The sequence below is a fragment of the Candidatus Symbiobacter mobilis CR genome (assembly GCF_000477435.1).
GTDB lineage: Bacteria > Pseudomonadota > Gammaproteobacteria > Burkholderiales > Burkholderiaceae_C > Rhodoferax > Rhodoferax mobilis.
In genome coordinates, this window is the sequence record NC_022576.1 from 688,388 (window position 1) to 710,000 (window position 21,613).

Genomic DNA, 21,613 nt, shown 5'->3' on the forward strand with positions numbered 1-21,613 from the left:
GCTGCACAACCTCGACGTGGTAATCCTTGCCGCAGGCAAGGGCACGCGCATGAAAAGCCGCTTGCCCAAGGTGCTACATCCACTGGCCGGGCGGCCTTTGCTGCATCATGTGGTCGATTTGGCATACCAGCTCCAGGCTCGCAAGGTCGTGGTCGTCACGGGCCACGAGGCCGCGATGGTCGAGGCGTCGATCCCCGCGTGTGTGCCGTCGATGGCAAGCGCCGTGCCAGACATCGTCTGCATACGGCAAGAACCCCAGCTCGGCACTGGCCACGCCGTGATGCAGGCATTGCCAGCCTGTGGGGACGACACCATGGTGCTGGTGCTGTGCGGCGACGTGCCCTTGACGCTGCCAGGCACACTGCAAGCACTGTTGCACGCCAGCCAAGGGAACCAGCTCGCCTTGCTAACGATGGAACCCCTCGACCCGACCGGATATGGGCGCATCGTCCGCGAAGGGGACGCGGTGCGTGCCATCGTCGAACAGAAAGACGCCACCCCCGCGCAGCGTGCGATTCGCGAGGTGTATTGCGGCATCCTCGCCGCCCCCGCGCAACGGCTGCGTTCCTGGCTGTCCCGGGTAAAGGCGGACAACGCCCAGCGCGAGTACTACCTGACGGACATCGTCCGCCTGGCCGTCGAAGACGGGTTCCCCGTCGTCACCCACTGCATTGCGGACACCGTGCAGGTGGTTGGTGTCAACAGCCCGGCGCAACTCGCCGAGCTGGAACGCGCCTACCAACGCCGCGTGGCCGATGCCCTGCTCGACAACGGGGTGCGACTGGCCGACCCCGCGCGCATCGACGTGCGCGGCGTGCTGGAGTGCGGGCAGGACGTCTCCATCGACGTGAACTGCATCTTTGAAGGCCGGGTGGAGCTGGGGGAGGGGGTACACATCGGTGCCCACTGCGTGCTGCGCAACGTCGTCGTCGAAGCGGGAGCACGCATCCATCCCTTCACCCACGCCGAAGGCTCGGCACCCGAAGAGCCTGTGCGCATCGGCACCGGCGCGCTGGTTGGCCCTTTTGCGCGGCTGCGACCCGGCGCCAAGCTGGGTGCGGACGTCCATGTGGGCAATTTCGTCGAGGTCAAAAACTCTACCCTCGCAGAGGGAGCCAAAGCCAACCATCTGGCCTACGTGGGCGATGCGACGGTGGGAGAGCGCGTGAACTTTGGCGCAGGCAGCATCACGGCCAACTACGACGGCGTGCGCAAGCACCATACCCACATCGGCGCGGACGTACATATCGGCAGCAATTGCGTGCTCATCGCCCCGGTGACGATTGGCGCAGGGGGAACGATTGGCGCGGGTTCCACCGTGACCCGCGATACCCCGAACGGAACCTTGACCGTCGCACGCTCGCGGCAGGTCAGCATCCCAGGGTGGAAGCGCCCTGCGAAGCCTGGGCCATGAACACTTCGACACACCCTCCCGGTGTACTTGCCCGGGAGGTGGCCTTGCAGCGCGAACTCGAGCTTGCGCGTGCGGAGCTGCAAGAGTTCACCTACACCGTCTCGCACGATCTGCGTGCCCCCGTCCGGCATATCCTGGCGTACATCCAGGTCATTGCAGAGGACTTCCCCGATCTGCCCGCCGAAGTGCTCTCGCATCTGCAAGTGGTCTCGCAGTCCGCGCACACCTTGGGCGAGCAGATCGAAGGGTTGACCCGGCTGTCCCGGCTGGGAACGCATCCCTTGCGTCTGCAAGCGGTCGATGCCATCGCCCTGGCGCGGGAGGTAGCGGCACAGCTTGATGCCACGAGGCGGGAGGGCGCGGTCGAATGGGCTTTTCCCCCGGATGCGCCCGCTGTGGTGGCAGACCCTGAATTGCTACGGCAGCTCTGGGCCCATCTGCTGGGCAATGCCTGGAAATTCACGCGCGGCAAGGCACTAGCGACGATCCGCATCGACTGCCGTCGTATCGATGGCGAATGCCCGCTGGTGGAATTGGGCATCCGCGACAACGGCGTGGGCTTTGCCAGCAATCAGGCGGCAGCGCTGGGCAAAGTCTTTGGCCGACTGCATTCCAAGCGCGATTTCGAGGGGCTGGGGTTGGGGCTGGTAAGCGTGCGCAGAATCCTCGACCGCATGGGCGGGACCTTGGCCATCGAAGGCACCGTAAACCAAGGCTGCTGCGCCACGGTTCGCTTGCCGACGGTGGTGTAAACGATGCCGGATAGGAAAAAGTTCTTCCAGTTTGCCTATAACGATTTCACGCAGTGAACAAGCAGTCCACTGCGTGAAAGCAACAACTGCTGGTTGACGATCCCCCACAAAGTCATGGCGGTGGCGCAATCTCCCAAAGACCTGGTTCCACAAAGCGCAGCAAAACAGCGCAACGAGTCATCCACGAATCTCGCTATCTTGCTATCTCGCTATCTGTTTACCAAGGCATTCGATGAAGTTGGCCGACATTGCAAATAGTGAAATATCCATCTGCACAGAACAAGACACTGCATCGAACGGCAATTCCGCTGCGATCCATTGCCGCCGGTAAACTTTGTCGTTACATTGATTTCTTCAGCACAAAATAAGAAAAGTAACGAGATGAAATGTCGAACTAGTTGGATCGATGCCTACCTGAAGGAGCATTTTGGACTGACCGCCGAGGACTACTGCTATCGGTCGATGTTCCTCCTCATCATCATTCAGGCGATCTTGGGTGCGATGTTTCTTCTTGTCGGAACACTCAACGTACTGTTGTTCGGCTATTTCGACGCGGTTATTATTGCGCTGCAGTTGGCAGTGCCGGGTCTTTACGTTCTCCTGTTTGCGTACCACCATCGCACTCGGAACACTGTCATCGTCTCGCTGGCAACTATCGGCATCTTCGCCGTTGTGCTCATTGCCTACATCTGGACGTTTGGCAACAACAACGGGTCCGTCTTTGGTGCCATCCTGATACCGCCGATCGCCTACTTCCTGCTTGGCGGGCGGCGCGGCACGCTGGTCACCGTCGCTGTCATCGTGGCAGCACTGGCTGCTCTCTACTGGTCACCCGCGCCTGCGATCGATCCGGAACGCAGTGCCCGGATGCTCGTCGCCAATTTTGGGTTGCTGGTGACTTTCCTCATCATGATCATCGCCTACTACGAGCACAGCCGCAAATCGGCGCACGAAGCGCTCGTGCGCAAGAACACCGAGCTGGAGCGTCTGTCGGTTACGGATCGGCTGACCAGCCTGTACAACCGCACGCACCTCGACGCGGTGCTCGCTGCGGAACTGCAGCGTGCCGTGCGAACGAGCGGGCCGTTTTCGTTGATGATCCTCGACATCGACCATTTCAAGGAAATCAACGACACGCACGGTCATCCTGTTGGCGATGCAGTACTCCGGGGCGTTGCGCGTGTGATGCAGCAGGTAGCGCGGGCAACCGACACGGTCGGTCGCTGGGGTGGTGAAGAATTCCTCATCCTGTGCCCCAACACGGATCTGGACGGCTGCGCTGAATTCGCCGAGCGCATTCGGATCGAGGTCGGCGCGGAAGAATACGGGCCGGCTGGCCACCGCACGGTAAGCATCGGTGTCGCCGCCTTCCGCGTGGGGGACAGCACCGAATCGCTCCTTTTACGAGCCGACGGGGCGCTCTACCACGCCAAGAATAGCGGCAGAAACCGCGTAGAGCGCGAACAGCCATCGGCTTCCATGTGACATGGCTGTTGGAATTTCATTGCTTTTTTTGCAATATAGGGACAGCACAACAATTTTTTTTGCAAATTCACGGAAATGGTGTTAGACAAATACTATGCGCGAAGCAGATACTATTTTTCCTGATGTTCCAGAGTTCTCTGCTCATTTACGCATATTGCGTGAGGTTCGTCTTGCCAACAAAGTGACGAATGAAAACAAAAGAAAGAAACTAACAAAAAAACAGCGAAATATTATCCTAGAGAAAACCGGAGGCCGCTGTCATATTTGCGGCGGACCAATAGATGGAATATGGGTTGCTGGCCATGTTTTCGCACACACTTATGGTGGAGAACATACCTTAGACAATTATCTTCCCGCACACAGAATTTGCAATGCGGCAAAATGGTTTTACGGTACTGAAGAGCTTCAATGGATACTCAAATTTGGTGTATATTTTCGAACACAACTAGAGGAAATCGGAAATCCTGATGCGATATCTTTGGCGAAGTGTTTTTTGGAACACGAAAAGCGTAGAGAGTCACGTCGTAAGGTACCAGCAACAATGGAAACTGCCTAAAAATCGCTTCGAATGGGACGCTCAATATTCGGCCTTCAAGCATGGAAATCACTACTGTTGGCGAGTTACTACATTGGTCTTACGCGAATCTCGCGATGGCTCATTCTGCCATCAAAAAGAAGATTGAAAAGTACGAACGCTCACAATTCATGATTCGTTCTCGCCTTTATGCAGGGTTGAACAAGCAGACCATGAGCATTGGTCCTCTAGCGGACGACGAACGATTAAAAATGGTACTACCGCAAGCTTGCTGCTATTGCGGCAGTCGCGAACATTTATCGGCTGATCATCTCATTCCCACAAAGCGAGGTGGCGCAAACACCGGAGACAATATTGTCTGGGCCTGCCGCTCATGCAACAGTTCCAAGTGTGCCCGCGACGTACTTGAATGGCTGGAGGAAAACAAACAATTCCCGCCCATCTTGCTTCTTCGCCGTTATCTGAAACTCGCTACGGAAATAAGCATTCAGAGAGGCCTGATGAATGTCCCGATTGTCGAAGCGCCAGAACTTCCATTTTCGTTGTCGGCAATTCCGAGGACATATCCACCGCCGAGCCAATTACGCTTGTGGGTGGTTGAAATTTTCTAAATATGGCGTTCACCCACTCGGTGCGAGCGCTACACACCCGCTTGCACCAACGGCGCAATCAGCGTAAGCCGCAACAAAAAAACCGCACGGGCGCAAGGCCCAGTAATCTGTATGAAACGACACCCCTGCCAATCGTTGCCCGACCTCGTCCCCACCTGTATCCGGAGCACATCATGATCCGCAGCATTCAGATCGATGGCTTCAAGTCCATCGTCTCGCAAACACTGGAACTGGGGCGGGTGAACTGCTTCATTGGCGCCAATGGCGTTGGCAAGAGCAACGTGTTGGAGGCCATTGGCGTTTTGGGTGCCGCTGCCAGTGGCAAGGTGGATGATGAATCGCTGCTGCGACGTGGCGTGCGGCCGGGCTTGCCGCGTCTCTACAAGTCATCGTTTGAATCGGCCAGCGTTCCAGTGCATATCGGTCTGAGTGCAAAAAGTGCGAAAGCGAGCTACCGCGTCTCATTGCTCAACCCGCTGGAAAACCCGGAGCCCGCTTGGTCCTTCAAGACCGAAAGGCTGAGCGCAGACGGGGAAGAAATTGTCTCCGATGGTGTGCGCAACAGACGCAATCTGACACCCACCGCAGGCTTGGCCGCCCTGAAGCTGGTGGAAGTGGATAACGCCAACCCTGCCGCCATGTTGATGCAGCGCTTACAGAACTTCGCCATCTATGCACCCAATACGCCGACCTTGCGCGCCATGGTAGGCGACCCCCAATCCCGTAATCCCTTGGGCTTGTCAGGTGGACGTCTGGCCGAAGCCTTCGCCGAGTTCAGAAAAACCATTCTCGATCGTGACGAAGATTTGCTGGACAGCGTTTTGGAACTGGTGGACTGGGTGGCCGATATTCAGACCACGTCGTCCGCAGGCGCTTTGCTCTCCCCTTCGGTGGCGCGCACCAAAAACGTTTTGAAATTCACCGATCGCTTCATGCGCAGGAGCCGCAACACCCTGACGGCTTACGATGCCAGTGAAGGGGCGCTGTACGTGTTGTTTTGCGCCATCTTGTGCCTATCTCCGCACGCTCCGCCGATGTTTGCGATCGATAACCTGGATCAGGCACTGAATCCGCGGCTGGTCGGACGCTTGACCGCCAAACTCGTCAAGTGGCTGGCCAGGGGAGATGCTTCCCGACAACTGCTGTTCACTGCACACAACCCGGCTGTTCTGGATGGCATGGATTTGAACGACCCTGAAGTCAGGCTGTTCGCCGTCGAGCGCAACAGCGAAGGACACACGGTGGTAAGGCGAATCGAGCTCAGCGCCGAACTGAGGCAACTGCATGCCACGTATCCGCTGTCACGCCTGTGGCTGATGGGCAACCTCGGAGCCGTGCCGAATGTCTGATCCCCGGATTGCCTTGATTGCCGAAGGGCCTACGGATTTCATCATCATGGAAGCCGCCCTCAAGGCCGTATTGCAGCGCCCGTTTGTACTCACCCCATTGCAGCCTGAACCCACTCGCCCGGACATAGGCAATGGTTGGGGTGGTGTCTTCAAGTGGTGTCAAGAATTCCGCCTGCGCGGAGCCGTCAGCATTGAGGCCGACCCTACGCTGTCACAGTTTGACCTGGTGGTTGTGCATCTGGATGCAGATGTCGCTGGCAAGCGGTATGCCGACTATGGCCCAACCATGGAGAATGCCGCTGCGACGCTACAAGCTTTGCCATGCGAACGTCCTTGCCCACCGCCAACAGATACCGTGGCCGCATTGGAAGCCGTGCTGCTGAGCTGGCTGGATATTGCGGCACTCGGGCCAAAAAGCGTGTTTTGCATTCCCTCCAAAGCCAGCGATGCCTGGCTGGCCGCCGCAGTTCTGCCGGCCGGTCATGCTTTGCTGACAGGCTTGGAATGCCATCCCCACCTTGAGGCGGCGCTGTCTCAGTTGCCTAAGGGGCAAAAGCTCAGGAAAACCCCTCGAGACTATCGCTCGCATGCAGGCTCCATCTCTCAGCATTGGAAACAGGTGCAAAACCATTGCCTACAAGCTCGCGTGATGGAACAGCAAATACAACCCATCGCACAGGCATTTCCCGCATGAACCCCTCCACCCTCATCCAAATAGCACCGAAGGTGCGCCTAATGGACTATCTGGGTTCAAAGCCCAGAACAAGATGCAAGGACCCGGCAAAACTCTCACGCCTTCTGCAATAGATTGACGCGGAGAGCTGGATCAGCCTGGATTCTGCGGGAGCGAACTGCCGAGGTTTTCTCGCGAGGATTGGGGTAGGGACTCTCACCCCGGCTGTCATGGAAACCATGCGTATCTCCACAAAGTTATAGAAAAACCGCTCTGCTATCCTCCCCCAATCCCCCTTTGTCACCCCCTTGCAGCGCCCATGCTGCCATGGTGGCCCCCCATTTTTGGAGCATTGCATGTGTGGAATCGTCGGAGCCATTTCCAGCCAAAACGTCGTCCCTGTCCTGATCCAGGGCCTTTTGCGTCTGGAATATCGGGGGTATGACTCCTGCGGGGTGGCGGTGCATGTGCAAGGCGGCTTGCAGCGGGCACGGGGCACCTCCCGCGTGGCGGAGCTGCAAGCGCAAATCGAGGCGAGCGGATTTGCGGGCGCGACGGGCATCGCCCACACGCGGTGGGCCACGCATGGCGTGCCTTCGGTCGACAACGCACACCCCCACTTCAGCCACGGCCCCGGCGAACACGCTGGGGAAGGGCCTGGGCGTATTGCGTTGGTACACAACGGCATCATCGAAAACTACGACATCCTGCGCACGGAACTGCAAGAACGCGGTTATGTGTTCCGCAGCCAGACCGATACCGAAGTCGTCGCGCACCTGATCGATAGCCTGTATGACGGCGATTTGCTGCGCGCCGTCCAGGCAGCTTTGCCCAGTTTGAAAGGTGCCTATGCCCTCGCGGTGTTTTGCAAAGACGAACCGCAGCGTCTCGTCGGCGCGCGTGCGGGTTCCCCCTTGGTGCTGGGCGTCGGCCCCGAATGCTCCTCGCTCTATCTAGCCAGCGATGCGCTTGCACTCACCGGGGTGACTGACCAGATCGTCTACCTGGAAGAAGGCGATAGCTGCGACCTGCAAACCGGGCAGTACGCGGTCTACGACAAGACGATGCGTCCCGTAGCCAGCCGTTCTCGCCCCGTGCTGACCGTACATCCCCCCGGCAGCAGTACCGACCTCGGCCCCTACCGGCACTACATGCAAAAGGAAATTTTCGAGCAGCCCCGCGCCATTGCAGACACCTTGCAAGGCGTGGAGCGCATCGACGCCAACCTATTCGACGGCAAGGAAGAGGCCGCCGATGCCATGCTGCGGAGCGTCGATTCCGTGCTGATCCTCGCCTGTGGAACGAGCTACTACAGCGGCTGCGTTGCCCGCTACTGGCTGGAAGCAATCGCAAAAATCCCCACGCAGGTCGAGGTGGCGAGCGAATTCCGCTACCGCGAATGCGTCCCCAACGAGCGAACGCTCGTCGTCGTCATCTCGCAAAGCGGTGAGACCGCAGACACCCTTGCTGCATTGCGCCGCACGCGCGATCTGGGAATGCGCCGTAGTCTGACGATCTGCAACGTCGCCACCAGCGCGATGGTGCGCGAAAGCCGTTTGGCGTACATCACGCGGGCGGGGGTCGAGATCGGCGTAGCATCCACCAAGGCGTTCACCACCCAACTTGCCGCGCTGTTTTTGCTGACGCTGGTGCTTGCCCGCCAGCGCAACCGATTGGACGATGCCCAGTGCGCCGAACATCTGCGCGCAGCACGGCACTTGAGCGCAGCAATGCAAGCCGTCCTCGCGCTGGAACCGCAGATCATGGCCTGGGCACAGGACTTTGCATCCAAGGAACACGCCCTGTTCCTAGGCAGGGGGCTGCACTACCCCATTGCGCTCGAAGGCGCGCTCAAGCTCAAGGAAATCAGCTACATCCATGCGGAGGCCTACCCAGCAGGCGAGCTAAAGCACGGCCCACTCGCGCTGGTGACTTCTGCCATGCCCGTCGTCACCGTCGCCCCCAACGATGCCTTGCTCGAAAAGCTCAAAAGCAATATGCACGAAGTGCGCGCACGCGGCGGGGTGCTGTACGTTCTGGCCGATGCCGACACGCACATCGATAGCGAAGAAGGGCTGCACCTGATCCGCATGCCCGAACACTATGGCGCGCTATCACCATTGCTGCACGTCCTGCCCTTGCAGCTCTTGGCGTACCACACCGCCTGCCTGCGCGGCACGGATGTGGACAAACCGCGCAATCTGGCCAAAAGCGTGACGGTGGAATAAGAGCTTGTTTCGGATAGACATGCGACCGCAGCAGTGTGTACATTGCGGGCACATGGAGAATATGCATCGCGTTACTGTGCACCTGACAGCCTACGTCAATCTGCAAATTTGCCGTACGCCAGTCGGGGAGTGCCCACGTGGTTTTGCGACTAGGAGAATGATTTGGAAAACTTCACGTACTTCAATCCGACCAAAATTGAATTCGGTCTCGACAAGGAGCAATCAATCGGCCGACATCTAGCCGAGCATGGAATCAAGCAAGTTCTGCTGTGCTATGGCAGCGACCGCATCAAGCGCGACGGCCTGTTCCACGTTGTCAGGACAAGCCTTTCTGAGCAAGGCATAAATCTGGTGGAGTGCGGAGGCATTGTTAGTAACCCTGTCGTCTCAAAAGTGCGGGAAGCCATTGCGTTATCGAGAACCCATGGGGTCGACGCCATCCTGAGCGTGGGCGGCGGCTCGGTACTGGACAGTGCCAAGGCCATTGCTGCAGGTGTTTGCTACGAGGGTGACGTCTGGGATCTTTTTATCGGTAAAGCAAGTATCCAGTCCGCGCTGCCGGTGTTTGCAATCCTGACCCTTGCCGCCACGGGCAGCGAAATGAATGCCTATGCGGTAGTCACAAACGAAGACACCAAGGAAAAGCTCTTCATTGGAAACACACATCTTTACCCCAAGGTCTCGATCATCAACCCTGCACGCATGCAGAGCGTCTCGCGGGACTACCTCGTGTACTCCGCTGCGGATGTCTTCGCCCATCTGATCGATGTCTATTTCACGGCCAGCATGCAACCGACATTGCTCTCACGACTGATTGAGTCTCTCATCAATACAGTCATCGAAACGACCGAAACGCTGCTAGCCAACCCGGCTGATCTACAAGCCCGTGGCGAATTTGCTTGGTCGGCTACGTTGGCCTTGAACGGGCTGACCTTTTCCGGTGCCTCTGGATTCAGTTATCCCAACCATGCGATCGAGCACGCTCTTTCCGCACTGTTCAACGTACCGCACGGGGCCGGTCTTTCCGTAGTAGTGCCAGCTTGGATGAAGTGGTACCACAGCCGCAACCCGGTGCAATTCGAGCGATTTGCCCAAAACGTGTTCCACGTGCATTCCGCCGAACAAGGTATTGCCGATCTGAAAAACTGGTTCGACAAAATTGGTACGCCGACACGCCTATTGCAGTTGGGAATCCAAGAAACGGATTTACCGGCCATCGTCGACAACGCACTGACCAATGCCCGTGCATTCGGCATAGCCGATATGTACACGCGGGATGTGGTGACCACCATTCTGCGAAACGCGCTATGAGAAATGTCCCCGCATGCTAATGTGTTTGCGTCTGTCATCGTACCCATAATAGAATTTCGCCTTTCAGCCAGTAGCTCACCGGGATAGAGCACGAACCTTCTAAGTTCGGGGTAGGGGGTTCGAGTCCCTCCTGGCTGGCCATTCGGGCTGGTATCGACACGATGCCAGTGCAGTGGCAGTGCGCCCTCGTTGGGGAACGCTACAGCAACACAATCTCGTAGTGCTGGGGGTCCATCGCTGGTTCGCTGCGCAGGGCAATGGGCTTGCCGACGAATTCGCTCAGACTGACCAGGTTCGGGCTTTCTTCCTCCAGCAGCAAGTCGATCACGCGCGGGGCGGCGACGACGAGGAATTCCCGTGGGGAAAACTGTTTGGATTCCTTGAGGATCTCCCGCAACAGGTCGTAGACCACGCTGCGCGCGGTGGGGATCATTCCAATCCCCTTGCACATGGGGCAAGGCTCGCACAGGATGTGCGCCAGCGACTCCCGGGTGCGTTTGCGCGTCATTTCGACAAGCCCGAGTTGGGAAAATCCCCCGCACATCGTTTTGACCCGATCCCGCGCAAGCTGTTTGCGGAACTCGGCCAGCACGGCATGGCGATGGTCTTCGCGTTCCATGTCGATGAAGTCGACGACGATGATGCCGCCGAGGTTGCGCAGACGAAGCTGACGCGCTACGGCCTGCGCGGCTTCGAGGTTGGTTTTGAAGATGGTGTCTTCGTAGTTGCGGTTCCCGACGAAGCCACCGGTGTTGACATCGACCGTGGTCAGGGCCTCGGTCTGGTCGATGATCAGATAGCCGCCGGACTTCAGCTCGACCCTGCGACCCAACGCTTTGGCGATTTCCTCGTCGATGGCGTAGAGGTCGAAGATCGGCCGCTCGCCCCGGTACAGCTCCAGCTTTTGCGCGGCGGCGGGCATGAATTCCTGCCCGAAAGCGCGCAAAGTGCCAAATTGCTCTTGCGAGTCGATGCGGATCGTGTGCGTGTGCTCGGTGACCATGTCCCGCAGCACGCGCTGGGCCAAGTGCAAGTCCTGGTGCAGCAGCGAAGGGGTGGGGGAACGGGTCGCAGCGTCGCAAATACGCTGCCAAGCCTTACGCAGGTAGGCCACATCGTCGTCCAGCTCCTTATCGGTGGCGTCTTCGGCATTGGTGCGCAGGATGAACCCTCCTGCGCCATCGCCGGCTATCGCTTGCAGACGTTGTCGCAAGCCTTCGCGCACCGTCGGCGAGATCTTCTGGGAGACGCCGATGTGTTCGTCCCGGGGCAGGGAAACGAGCGTCCTACCTGCAATGCCAATCTGCGTGGTGAGCCTCGCTCCCTTCGAACCCAGAGGTTCTTTGGCGACCTGCACCATCAGGCTTTGGCCTTCGAAGAGCTGTTTTTCGATGGGGAGGTGTGCCGCGCCAGCACGTGGGGTTCCGCCCGGTTCCATCGCGGCGCCGGGGTGCCAAACATCTGCCACGTGCAGGAAAGCAGAACGGTCGAGGCCGATGTCGATGAAGGCCGACTGGATTCCCGGCAACACCCGCACCACCTTGCCGAGGTACACATTGCCGACGATCCCGCGCTCCATCGCGCGTTCGATATGCAATTCCTGTAGCGAACCGCTTTCGACGATGGCCACCCGGGTTTCCTGCGGGGACCAGTTGATCAGGATGTCTTCCTGCATGGGGAGTACCTGGTGTGTTGCAGAGATGCGTGCAATGGGTTCGTTCAACAAATGCGGGGCAACTGGTCCGCGCTGAGCCAATCAACGATGCGCCGCCCCCCCATGGCGGTATCGACTTGGACGAAGCGATGCGGATCGTCGACCACTATGCCGATCAGCGCAGCATTGCTGCCCAGGGGGTGCGCACGCAAGGCGGCCAGTACGCGGGCTGCGTCCTGCGCGGCGCAGACAACGACGAGCTTGCCTTCGTTGGCGATGTACAGGGGGTCGATGCCCAGCAGTTCGCACGCACCCGCGACAACGGGGTGGATCGGCAGGGCGCTTTCGCGTAGTGTTATGCCCACGTTCGACTGTTGGGCGATTTCGTGCAAGGTGCCGGCCAGGCCGCCGCGAGTGGGGTCGCGCAGGCAGCGGATGTCTGCGCCGGTCGCGAGTACCTGCGCGACGAGGGTATGGAGCGCAGCGGAGTCCGACACGATCGGCGCAGAAAAAGACAGGTTCTCGCGCTGGCTCAGAATCGCCACGCCGTGGTCGCCCAGGGTGCCGGAGACCAGCAGCGCATCCCCCGGACGTGCGCGCGCGCCACCGAGTTCGACCCCTGTAGGCAATATCCCCACGCCGGTCGTGGCGATGTACACCCCATCGCCTTTGCCCCGTTCGACAACCTTGGTATCGCCCGCGACGACGGGTACGCCAGCCTCTCGCGCAGCCTTCCCCATCGACGCGACGATGCGGTCGAGGTCTGCAAGGGGAAATCCCTCTTCGAGGATGAACGATGCCGTCAAATACAGCGGCTGTGCCCCCATCACGGCAACGTCGTTGATCGTTCCGTGGACGCTCAAGGAACCAATATCCCCACCAGCAAAAAACAGCGGGGTGACGACGTGCGCGTCAGTAGCGACGACGATCCTGCCGCGAGTAGGGTCGAACCCCGGCAGGGGCAAGACGGCGCCATCGTCGCCACGCCCCAGGTAGGGGTTACCCAGGTGACGGAAGAACAGCTCCGCAATGAGCTGCGCCGTAGCCCGAGACCCCGCGCCATGGCTCAGATCGACCACGCCATCGCGCAGATCAAGCTTGTGGAGGGACAACGTCATTTCCCTATTTCCCCATTGCCTATGCATGAAAACCTACCCACGGTGCCGACCATAGCTGTAGTGCGCAGCGCAGGCGCCTTCGCTGCTGACCATGCATGCGCCTACGGGGTTTTCCGGGGTGCAGGCTTTGCCGAAGAGCCGACATTCGCTCGGGGTTTTTTGCCCACGTAGCACGGCGGCGCAGTCGCAGCCTTTGTGGTCGGGAACCGGGTGGTACTGCACGGGGAAGCGCCGCTCCGCGTCGAAGTCGGCATAGGACTCGCGCATCTGCCATGCCGAATATGGCACCTCACCCAGCCCCCGCCACTCGAAAGACGGACGCAGCGTGAACACTTCCTCGATGCACGCCAGTGCCCGGGGGTTGCCCTGGGGACGCACTGCACGGGTGAATTCGTTTTCGACGTCGCAGCGGCCTTCGTTGACCTGCCCGACAAGCATCCAGACCGCCTGCAGGATGTCCAGCGGCTCGAACCCCGCAATGACGACGGGCTTGCGGTACCGGTCTGCGCAATCCGCATAGGCCCGGCTTCCGATCACGGTGGACACGTGCGCCGGGCCGATGAAACCATCAATGGCGACATCGTCCTTCGCTGCAAGCAAGTGCTCGATGGCTGGGGGCGTGCGCACATGGCAACACAGCACGCCGAAGTTGCGCAAGCCCTCGCGCCGTGCGGTTTGCAAGGCCAGCGCGGTGGCGGGGGTGGTCGTTTCAAAGCCGATGGCGAAGAACACCACGTCGCGGCCCGGGTTGTCTCGTGCAATGTGCAAGGCATCGAGGGTCGAATAGACCATCCGCACATCCGCCCCCCGGGCGCGGGCGATGCGCAGGGACATCCCGCCGGAAGCCGGAACGCGCAGCATGTCACCGTAGGTACACAGAATCGCATCGAAGTGGGTAGCCAGCTCGATGGCCATGTCGATGCGCCCGATCGGCAGCACGCACACTGGGCAGCCAGGGCCGTGGATCATCCGCACAGGGGCGGGGAGCACGTCGACCAAGCCGTAGCGGGCAATGGCATGTGTGTGGCCTCCGCAAAACTCCATGAACCGGTACGAACGACCCGGCAAGACCCGCGCAGCGATCTTTTGCGCGAGCACCCCAGCCAGCGCGGGGTCGCGAAACTCGTCGATGTACTTCACTGCGAATCCGACATCTGCGCGAACATCTCCAGCGTGGTGCGTGCCTCTTCGGGGTCGAGCCGAGATAAAGCGTAGCCCGCGTGCAGGATGACGTAGTCACCGATAGACACCTCGTCGAGGAGCGCAACGGACACCTCTTTCTCCACCCCCGCGCATTCCACGCGAGCCATGTCCCCCAAGGGGCCTAGACCCATCTCCACCACCCGTACCGGAAATGCCAGACACATCGTTGTCCCCTTTACCTCACAGAATCCATGGAATCCACAGCGTTCACCGCATGCACGGCTACCCATGCCTGCCCCAGGGCAATGCCTGCATCGCCCACGCAGCCTTGGCGGGGGAACAACAGCGTGTACCCTTGCGCCAACCGGGGAATCTGGGACGATAGCAGAGCGTTGAGAAAGACGCCCCCGGCCAGGGCGACGGTATCGATCCCCGTTTTGTCGCGTGCTCTACGCAGCCATTCGGCCAAGCCTTCGGCAATCGTCGCGTGGAAGACTGCCGCCTGCCAGGCCACGTCGCCATTGCAGTCGAGCTGCCCAAGCAGGGGCAGAAAGTCCAGGCACAGCCGTTCGTCGATCGTCCAGCCACCGCTTGCCGCAGCGGGCCAGCCGTGGGCGTCGATGTGGCGCGCCGCAGCGTCTTCGAGCAGGACCGCCGCGTGCGCTTCGTAGCGCTGGTGCGTACACAGGCCCAGCAGCGCGGCAGCGGCATCGACATACCGCCCCATCCCCGTGGAGGGCGGGCAATGCACTCCACGGCGCAGCATGTCCGCAACGACTTGCGCGGCATGCGCTGTAACCACGGGGTGCGCGGCGGGTGCGGTGGGTACTGCTGGTGTTGCGGGTGCAGAAACCCATTGCGATGGAAAAGGCCGCCCCAGCAAGTGCGAGACCGCGCACGCCATGCGCCAGGGTTCGCGTGCTGCCCGATCCCCGCCAGGCAACGGCAACGGGCGCAGGTGGCCCAGCCGGGTACACGGCACCCCTTCTTTCGTGCTGCCGAGGTGCAGCAATTCCCCGCCCCATGCCATTCCGTCGCTGCCCCATCCCATACCGTCGAGCGCCAATCCGAGGATGGGGCGTGTCCAAGCATGTTCTGCGCAGACTGCGGCGATGTGCGCATGGTGGTGCTGTACACGCACGGTGCGGAGCGCGTGGTGCTGGGCATAGTCTTGCGCAGCCAGCGCGGCGGGGTCGTCGGGGTGCAAATCCATCGCAACGATGGTGGGCCGAGCGCCGAGCAATTCCACCAGATGGTCCACGGTATCGCGCTGGAAGAGGCGGGTGGCAGCGCTGTCGAGGTCGCCGATATGGGGGGATACGAAAGCCTCGTCACGACGTGTGACGCAAACCGTATTCTTGAGATACGCCCCCCATGCGACGACGGAGGGCAGGGTGCTTGGCCGGTCTCCAGGCAAACGAACCGGAACAGGAGCAAGGCCCCGGCTGCTGCGCACAAAGCGGGCGCTACCGTCGATGACGCGCAGCACGCTGTCGTCGCAGCGGGCGACGATGTCCCGGTCGGCATCGAGGATGCCGTCGATCCTTCCAGCCAAGCCCTGCAAGACTTCCTTGGCAGTCCGCAAGATCGGCTCGCTGCCGAGGTTTGCGCTGGTCATCACCAGGATCGTCGGCCACGCTACTTGCAGCCATTGGCAGCCTTCGGGCCGCCCCGCAGCCTCGTGAAACAGCAGATATTGCACCGGGGTGGCGGGGAGCATGGCCCCGACGCTATCCAGCCCCGGCGATACGCCTTCCAGGGGAACGGCGCAGGCACGCAAGAGCACGATGGGGCGCTGGCGCGATTCCAGCCATTCCTGCTGCGCGGCATCGACGGTCGCAATCGCACGCAGGCTGGGCGCGTTGGCAGCCATCACGGCAAAAGGCTTGGCATCGCGCTGCTTGGCGCTGCGCAAACGCTGCACCGCCTGGGCATTGCGTGCGTCGCAAGCCAAGTGAAAGCCCCCCAGCCCCTTGATCGCCACGACAGCGCCGTTACGCAGCCAGTCCCAGGTCATCGTGATGGGGTCGCCGGGCTGGGCGTGGCCCTGTGCGTCAAGCAGGGTCAGGCGGGGGCCGCAGTGCGGGCAGCACTGGGTTTCGGCGTGGAAGCGCCGGTCGGTGGCATCGCGGTATTCGCGCTCGCAGTCAGCGCAGAGGGCAAACGGAGCCAGGCTGGTGCGAATGCGGTCGTAGGGCAGGGCGCGGGTGACGGTGTACCGAGGCCCGCAATGCGTACAGGCGATAAAAGGATGGCGCCAACGCCGGTTCAAGGGGTCGAACAGTTCTGCCATGCATTGCGGGCAGGTCGCCACGTCGGGGCCGGGGGCCGTTGCCAGGGAGTCGTTGGTGCGCTGTGCGTTGGCGCTTTCCAGCACCGCGAATCCCTGCCCGTGCCATAGGGGCGCATTCTCGATCGTGACGGCCTCGACCCGCGCCAGCGGCGGAGCCTGGGCGCGCACGCCTTCGATCAGGGCATCAAGCGCCGTTTGCCGTGCGCAAGCGAGGATATCGACCCCGCCAGGCCCGTTACGCACCCACCCCTGCACCCCGCATTGCCGGGCGAGGCGAACGACAAAGGGACGAAAACCCACCCCCTGCACCAGCCCCCGCACGCCGATACGCAGGCAAGCCACGGGGGCATCCGTCGTCGTGGAAGAGCACGCTGCGACGGCATCAGGCGCAGTCATGCCTAGGTATGCCGAAGTGCGCCGATGCACGTGGACTGGCGCCCAATTACGCCGATGGCTTGGCCGATTCCATCCCCGAACGCAAAAAGTCGAGCCACGCGCCCATGCCTTCCCCTGTCGTCGCTGATAGCGACAGCACTCGGATATCCGGGCGCACGCGCCGTGCGTATTCGATGGCCTTGTCCACGTCAAATTGCACGTGCGGCAGCAAGTCGATTTTGTTGAGCACCATGACGCTCGATGCACGGAACATGTCCGGGTATTTCAAGGGTTTGTCTTCCCCTTCGGTGACGGAGAGCACGACGACCTTGTGCGCCTCGCCCAAGTCGAAGGCAGCGGGGCAGACCAGGTTGCCAACGTTTTCGATCAGCAGCAGACCGCCTTCAACAAACTGGAAGTGAACCATCGCGTGGCCCACGCCGTGCGCGTCGAGGTGACAGCCCTTGCCGGTATTGATCTGCACGGCTGCGGCACCGGTGGCGCGAATGCGGTCGGCATCAAGGCTGGTTTGCTGGTCCCCTTCGATCACTGCGACGCTGCGTGCGTTGAGCGCTGCGATGGTGGCGCACAGCAAGGTGGTTTTGCCTGCCCCGGGACTGGAGACGAGATTGAGCGCAAACACCCCTTTCGACCGCAGCCAATCGCGGTTGGCTCGGGCATAGGCATCGTTTTTGGCGAGGATGTCTTGCTCGATCCGGATGGTTCGCGAGGCACCATCCCCTGCGCCGTGATCATGGTCGTGAGAGTGGTCATGGTCCTCAGAATGATCATGGTCGTGATGGTGGTGCGCGCCGTGATCTCCGGAATGATCGTGGTGGTGGTGACCGGGGTGGGTATGCGCGGCGTTGGGTTGGCCGCATCCGCAAGCAATACACATGGCACAAGCTCCAAGGTAGGGGAATTCCAAGTGGGGGGAATCTGCGCACCGCAGTCGCGGTGCAGAGGGCCGGGGAAAGGGGAGAAGGAGTATGACACCGCATCTTGCGTAACTGGAAATGTGCCGCTGCTACGAGAAAAAGCATGGGTTTTTCGGCATCGGCAATGCCCAAAGGGCGGTACGTACAATTCCTGCAAGTCGGGGTGTGGCGCAGCTTGGTAGCGCATCTGGTTTGGGACCAGAGGGTCGAAGGTTCGAATCCTTTCGCCCCGACCATCTCTGCGGCATGGCCGCAAGGCCCGGTTCCCGGGCTTTTTTTCTTCCCTCTTGGAAATGAGACCGTCAGACGATGCCGGTGCCCATTGCGCCCTCAGGGGTTATGGAATGGTGGCCAAGTCGTCGCGGGCCGTTGTCCGGCCAGAGGGTGTCGCGTTCCTGTGATTGTTCGTATGTCCGATTCTTCCGCTCGCCTCGCGTATTTCCCGGTGTCGTTTTTCTCGATCGTGATGGGGCTGGCCGGCATGGCCATCGCCGTTCAGCGCGCCCAATCCTATTTGGGCCTTCCAGGCAATGCTGGAACGTGGCTGGCCTTGTTTGCAGCCCTCGTGTTCACGGTACTGGCTTGTGTTTTCGTCCTCCAATGCCTCCGCTACCCTCAAGAGGTAACCAAAGAGTTGGCACACCCGATCAAGCTGAGTTTTTTCCCCACGCTGTCGATCAGTTTGCTGCTGCTAAGCATCGCGCTGGAAGCCCTATCGCACGATCTTTCTTTGTGGCTTCTGGCCCTCGGTGCCCCATTGCAATTGGGGTTCACCTTGTTCGTGATGTCCCGTTGGATCGGGCTGACGCACTTTGAAGTCGTGCATTCGAACCCTTCCTGGTTCATCCCCGTCGTGGGGAACATCCTCGTTCCTGTTGCAGCAGTGAGCCATGGATGCATCGAAGTCTCGTGGTTCTTTTTCAGCATCGGGCTGGTGTTCTGGCTGGTACTGCTGACGATCATCCTCAACCGGGTGATCTTCCACCACCCCCTGCCGGAAAAACTGCTGCCTACCTTTTTCATTCTGATTGCACCGCCTGCAGTGGGTTTCATCGCCTACGTCAAGCTGACGGGGGATATCGATGCGTTCGCTCGAATCCTCTATTACACGGCGTGTTTCACAGTACTGCTGCTGATCTCGTTGAAGAAATTTCTCGGGTTTGTTCGGTTCTACCTGTCATGGTGGGCGTATTCCTTCCCACTCGCCGCCTTCACCATCGCCAGCATTCTGATGTACCACCGCACTGGACAGTCCTTCTTCCAAGGGGTAGCTTGGCTGATGTTTGTCGTGGTCAGCGTTGTCGTTGCCGGGCTAACGGCGCGGACCCTGCTGGGAATCGCCCGCAGGGAATTCTGCGTCGACGAAGAATCGCACGCGCCGCAGCGCTGACATGCCAGCAAGATGCCGCGCGGGGATGCGGAGGCTGCTCCAACCCGTGCAGGCTAGAATTTCCGACGATAGAGGGGCGCGTAGTGCCCCTCTTTTTTCTCGCCGAGTTGTCCCGATTGCGCGCGGGTGGCGAAACTGGTAGACGCACCAGGTTTAGGTCCTGACGCTGGCAACAGCGTGGGGGTTCGAGTCCCCCCCCGCGCACCACCTCTTCCTTTCCTGTTTGCCAAGCGCCATGGCACCGGCGTGCCCCATGGGGTTGGCAAAAGGATTGGCAAGGGGGGCATTCCGACTTTGGTTTCTTTTTCATCCCTGCACCCGTCCCGGAAACTGCCCATGTCAGCCACTATTGAGACCGTCGCGGATCTCCGCCGCATCATGTCGTTCCACATTCCCGCTGAACGCATTGCCTCTGCGGTGCAGCAACGTCTACGGAAGCTGGCCCGCGAAGTGCGGATAGATGGCTTTCGTCCTGGAAAAATTCCGATGTCCGTCATTGAGCATCGTTTCAAAACTTCGGTGGTGGAAGAAGTCGTCAACGCCATTGCCAAAAGTACCTACGACCAAGAAATCGGTTTGGCAAAACTGCGGCCTGCGTTCCTTCCCGAATTTGCGGAATTGCCCGAGGAGAAATTGGCGGTAGCCTGCACCGAAGGGGCTGCCATCCAGCTCCGGTTCGAGGTGCTGCCAGACGTTGAACTGGCTGATCTGGAGAATGTGGAAATCGAGCGCTGGAATTCCGAAGTGGACGAGGAAACCATCAACAAAACGATCCAGCACCTGCGCAAGCAAACCGGTACTTTCGTGGCAGGGGAGCCGGGGAGTGCGGCGGAAATGGGAGATCGCGCCACGGTCGATTTCGACGGCAAGATTGATGGCGAATCCTTCGAGGGTGGACAAGCCAAAGACATGCGGTTCCTCCTCGGAGAAAACTTCATGCCTGCCGAATTCGAGAAAGCCATCGAAGGCATGACTGCGGGGGAAAGCAAAACCTTTCAGCTCACGTTCCCCGCAACGTACCGCGTTGCCGACATCGCGGGCAAAACCGCCGATTTCATGGTGACCTTGCACAGCATTGAAAAGGTTGTGCTCCCGGAAATGAGTCCGCAGTGGATCCAGTCAGTCGGGGTGACCGATGGCACGATAGAAAGTCTGCGCAAGGAAATTCGCAAGAACCTCGACTTGCAGCGCGAAAGCCGGTTGTTCGCACGCAATCGGGACGGTTTGATGCAAGCCTTGTTTGATCACTACCACTTTGCCGTACCCGAGGTGCTGGTGCGCAAACGCACCAAAGATTTGCTGTACCGAAGAATTCAGGCCATGAAAGAGCAGGGTTATGACCTGCAAACCGACTCCCTGAACATTCCCTCGCAGTTCCTCGACCAAGTACGCTGCGAGGTGCATTGGATGCTGGTCGTCAATGACCTGGCCGCGCAACATGGTTTGATCCCGCAAGACGCACAGGTGGTGGAACACATACGGCGCCTTGCGTCGAGTTACCAGGAACCCGATGCCTTTGAAAAGGAATATGTCCAGGACGACCATCGCATGGGGTCCCTGCGCTTGCATTACAGCGAAAGAAACGTCGTCGACTACCTCTACCAACACGCCAAAGTGGTCGACAAAACCGTTCCTTTCAGCGAGCTGATCGTTGCCTGACCCCTTCAGTGGGTGCATTGATCGCTACCGTTCGGGCCCCCTTTTTTTCTCCCATGGAGCCGACATGATCCACACCAACCAAGCACTGCCCACCAACGACCTCGGCCTCGTGCCGATGGTGATCGAACAATCCGGGCGGGGAGAGCGGTCGTACGACATCTATTCGCGCCTGCTCAAGGAGCGGGTGGTTTTTTTGGTAGGCCCGGTCAATGACCATGTTGCCAGCCTCGTCGTCGCACAGCTTTTGTTTTTGGAAAGCGAAAACCCGGACAAGGACATTTCCTTCTACATCAATTCCCCCGGGGGTTCCGTCAGCGCAGGGCTGGCGATTTATGACACGATGAACTTCATCAAACCTTCCGTGTCTACCCTATGCACGGGTACTGCTGCCAGCATGGGGGCTTTCCTGCTGGCCTCCGGGGCCAAGGGCAAGCGGTTTTCCTTGCCCAACTCGCGGATCATGATCCACCAACCCTCCGGTGGCAGCCAGGGGCAAGCGACGGAAATCGAGATTCACGCTCGCGAAATCCTCAAAACCCGCGAATTGCTCAACCAGATTCTTGCGGACAAGACCGGCCAGCCCATCGAACGCATTGCGCGGGATACCGAGCGCGACTACTTCATGTCCGCCGAAGAAAGCCGCGAGTACGGCCTGATCGACGCCGTCATCAGCAAGAGGGCGTAG

Annotated in this window: 18 protein-coding genes and 3 tRNA genes; 15 read left to right on the forward strand and 6 right to left on the reverse strand. The window is 60.0% G+C overall.

The features are described from left to right. The first annotated feature begins 1 nt into the window (after position 1). From glmU to CENROD_RS02860, 10 genes are all read left to right on the forward strand, one after another. Complete coding sequence (gene glmU, locus CENROD_RS02820; RefSeq protein WP_041193902.1) at positions 2-1,414, forward strand: bifunctional UDP-N-acetylglucosamine diphosphorylase/glucosamine-1-phosphate N-acetyltransferase GlmU; 1,413 nt, start codon at positions 2-4, stop codon at positions 1,412-1,414. Continuing rightward, complete coding sequence (locus CENROD_RS02825) at positions 1,411-2,166, forward strand: sensor histidine kinase (protein ID WP_022771574.1); 756 nt, start codon at positions 1,411-1,413, stop codon at positions 2,164-2,166. The genes glmU and CENROD_RS02825 overlap by 4 nt, the downstream gene beginning before the upstream one ends. 381 nt (positions 2,167-2,547) lie before the next feature. Further along, positions 2,548-3,651 (forward strand): GGDEF domain-containing protein, encoded by a 1,104-nt coding sequence (locus tag CENROD_RS12340; RefSeq protein ID WP_022771575.1) that lies wholly within the window; start codon positions 2,548-2,550, stop codon positions 3,649-3,651. A 94-nt stretch (positions 3,652-3,745) separates the two neighbouring features. Then, complete coding sequence (locus CENROD_RS13455) at positions 3,746-4,207, forward strand: HNH endonuclease (protein ID WP_022771576.1); 462 nt, start codon at positions 3,746-3,748, stop codon at positions 4,205-4,207. Between the two features lie 41 nt (positions 4,208-4,248). After that, positions 4,249-4,797 (forward strand): HNH endonuclease, encoded by a 549-nt coding sequence (locus CENROD_RS12345; protein WP_022771577.1) that lies wholly within the window; start codon positions 4,249-4,251, stop codon positions 4,795-4,797. Between the two features lie 173 nt (positions 4,798-4,970). After that, positions 4,971-6,146, forward strand: coding sequence for an AAA family ATPase (locus tag CENROD_RS02840; protein ID WP_041193910.1), 1,176 nt, complete (start codon positions 4,971-4,973; stop codon positions 6,144-6,146). Continuing rightward, the gene (locus CENROD_RS02845; protein WP_022771579.1) at positions 6,139-6,840 is read left to right on the forward strand and encodes a hypothetical protein; all 702 of its coding nucleotides are present in this window, start codon (positions 6,139-6,141) and stop codon (positions 6,838-6,840) included. Before CENROD_RS02840 ends, CENROD_RS02845 begins: the two co-directional genes overlap by 8 nt. Before the next feature lie 335 nt (positions 6,841-7,175). Then, complete coding sequence (gene glmS, locus CENROD_RS02850; RefSeq protein ID WP_022771580.1) at positions 7,176-9,047, forward strand: glutamine--fructose-6-phosphate transaminase (isomerizing); 1,872 nt, start codon at positions 7,176-7,178, stop codon at positions 9,045-9,047. Between the two features lie 162 nt (positions 9,048-9,209). Then, positions 9,210-10,358 (forward strand): iron-containing alcohol dehydrogenase, encoded by a 1,149-nt coding sequence (locus CENROD_RS02855; protein ID WP_022771581.1) that lies wholly within the window; start codon positions 9,210-9,212, stop codon positions 10,356-10,358. Positions 10,359-10,422: 64 nt separating this feature from the next. Next, a tRNA-Arg gene (locus tag CENROD_RS02860) sits at positions 10,423-10,499 on the forward strand. Positions 10,500-10,557: 58 nt separating this feature from the next. On the opposite strand, the gene rng is transcribed toward CENROD_RS02860, so the two are convergent. From rng to hypB, 6 genes are read right to left on the reverse strand one after another with little or no spacing between them, the layout of a single operon-like run. Next, positions 10,558-12,033 (reverse strand): ribonuclease G, encoded by a 1,476-nt coding sequence (rng, locus tag CENROD_RS02865; protein ID WP_022771582.1) that lies wholly within the window; start codon positions 12,031-12,033, stop codon positions 10,558-10,560. A gap of 44 nt (positions 12,034-12,077) precedes the next feature. Continuing rightward, positions 12,078-13,130: a hydrogenase expression/formation protein HypE gene (gene hypE, locus CENROD_RS02870; protein ID WP_022771583.1), complete on the reverse strand. Its 1,053-nt coding sequence runs from the start codon at positions 13,128-13,130 to the stop codon at positions 12,078-12,080. 33 nt (positions 13,131-13,163) lie between these two features. After that, on the reverse strand, positions 13,164-14,270 hold the full coding sequence (gene hypD / locus CENROD_RS02875; protein WP_022771584.1) for a hydrogenase formation protein HypD: 1,107 nt from the start codon (positions 14,268-14,270) through the stop codon (positions 13,164-13,166). Next, on the reverse strand, positions 14,267-14,497 hold the full coding sequence (locus CENROD_RS02880) for a HypC/HybG/HupF family hydrogenase formation chaperone (RefSeq protein WP_022771585.1): 231 nt from the start codon (positions 14,495-14,497) through the stop codon (positions 14,267-14,269). Before CENROD_RS02880 ends, hypD begins: the two co-directional genes overlap by 4 nt. Before the next feature lie 11 nt (positions 14,498-14,508). Next, entirely contained in the window at positions 14,509-16,962 is a 2,454-nt protein-coding gene (hypF, locus tag CENROD_RS02885) for a carbamoyltransferase HypF (RefSeq protein WP_022771586.1), read from the reverse strand. Between the two features lie 46 nt (positions 16,963-17,008). Further along, positions 17,009-17,839 (reverse strand): hydrogenase nickel incorporation protein HypB, encoded by an 831-nt coding sequence (gene hypB / locus CENROD_RS02890; RefSeq protein WP_022771587.1) that lies wholly within the window; start codon positions 17,837-17,839, stop codon positions 17,009-17,011. A gap of 199 nt (positions 17,840-18,038) precedes the next feature. Between hypB and CENROD_RS02895 the strand changes: the two genes are divergently transcribed. The 5 genes from CENROD_RS02895 (at position 18,039) to clpP (ending at position 21,613) form a co-directional block, all read left to right on the forward strand. Beyond that, a tRNA-Pro gene (locus CENROD_RS02895) sits at positions 18,039-18,115 on the forward strand. Positions 18,116-18,288: 173 nt separating this feature from the next. Next, positions 18,289-19,269 carry an SLAC1 anion channel family protein gene (locus CENROD_RS02900; RefSeq protein ID WP_022771588.1) on the forward strand — a complete coding sequence of 327 codons (981 nt, stop codon included), beginning with the start codon at positions 18,289-18,291 and terminating at the stop codon, positions 19,267-19,269. Positions 19,270-19,389: 120 nt separating this feature from the next. Beyond that, a tRNA-Leu gene (locus CENROD_RS02905) sits at positions 19,390-19,476 on the forward strand. Between the two features lie 129 nt (positions 19,477-19,605). Beyond that, positions 19,606-20,928 (forward strand): trigger factor, encoded by a 1,323-nt coding sequence (tig, locus tag CENROD_RS12970; RefSeq protein ID WP_022771589.1) that lies wholly within the window; start codon positions 19,606-19,608, stop codon positions 20,926-20,928. A 64-nt stretch (positions 20,929-20,992) separates the two neighbouring features. Beyond that, on the forward strand, positions 20,993-21,613 hold the full coding sequence (clpP, locus tag CENROD_RS02915; RefSeq protein WP_022771590.1) for an ATP-dependent Clp endopeptidase proteolytic subunit ClpP: 621 nt from the start codon (positions 20,993-20,995) through the stop codon (positions 21,611-21,613).

Coding starts and splice junctions, on each gene's coding strand:
- CENROD_RS02825 (WP_022771574.1), top strand. CDS start 1,411: ATGAACACTTCGACACACCCTCCCGGTGTACTTGCCCGGGAGGTGGCC.
- CENROD_RS12340 (WP_022771575.1), top strand. CDS start 2,548: ATGAAATGTCGAACTAGTTGGATCGATGCCTACCTGAAGGAGCATTTT.
- CENROD_RS13455 (WP_022771576.1), top strand. CDS start 3,746: ATGCGCGAAGCAGATACTATTTTTCCTGATGTTCCAGAGTTCTCTGCT.
- CENROD_RS12345 (WP_022771577.1), top strand. CDS start 4,249: ATGGAAATCACTACTGTTGGCGAGTTACTACATTGGTCTTACGCGAAT.
- CENROD_RS02840 (WP_041193910.1), top strand. CDS start 4,971: ATGATCCGCAGCATTCAGATCGATGGCTTCAAGTCCATCGTCTCGCAA.
- CENROD_RS02845 (WP_022771579.1), top strand. CDS start 6,139: ATGTCTGATCCCCGGATTGCCTTGATTGCCGAAGGGCCTACGGATTTC.
- glmS (WP_022771580.1), top strand. CDS start 7,176: ATGTGTGGAATCGTCGGAGCCATTTCCAGCCAAAACGTCGTCCCTGTC.
- rng (WP_022771582.1), bottom strand. CDS start 12,033: ATGCAGGAAGACATCCTGATCAACTGGTCCCCGCAGGAAACCCGGGTG.
- hypE (WP_022771583.1), bottom strand. CDS start 13,130: ATGACGTTGTCCCTCCACAAGCTTGATCTGCGCGATGGCGTGGTCGAT.
- CENROD_RS02880 (WP_022771585.1), bottom strand. CDS start 14,497: ATGTGTCTGGCATTTCCGGTACGGGTGGTGGAGATGGGTCTAGGCCCC.
- hypF (WP_022771586.1), bottom strand. CDS start 16,962: ATGACTGCGCCTGATGCCGTCGCAGCGTGCTCTTCCACGACGACGGAT.
- hypB (WP_022771587.1), bottom strand. CDS start 17,839: ATGTGTATTGCTTGCGGATGCGGCCAACCCAACGCCGCGCATACCCAC.
- CENROD_RS02900 (WP_022771588.1), top strand. CDS start 18,289: ATGTCCGATTCTTCCGCTCGCCTCGCGTATTTCCCGGTGTCGTTTTTC.
- tig (WP_022771589.1), top strand. CDS start 19,606: ATGTCAGCCACTATTGAGACCGTCGCGGATCTCCGCCGCATCATGTCG.
- clpP (WP_022771590.1), top strand. CDS start 20,993: ATGATCCACACCAACCAAGCACTGCCCACCAACGACCTCGGCCTCGTG.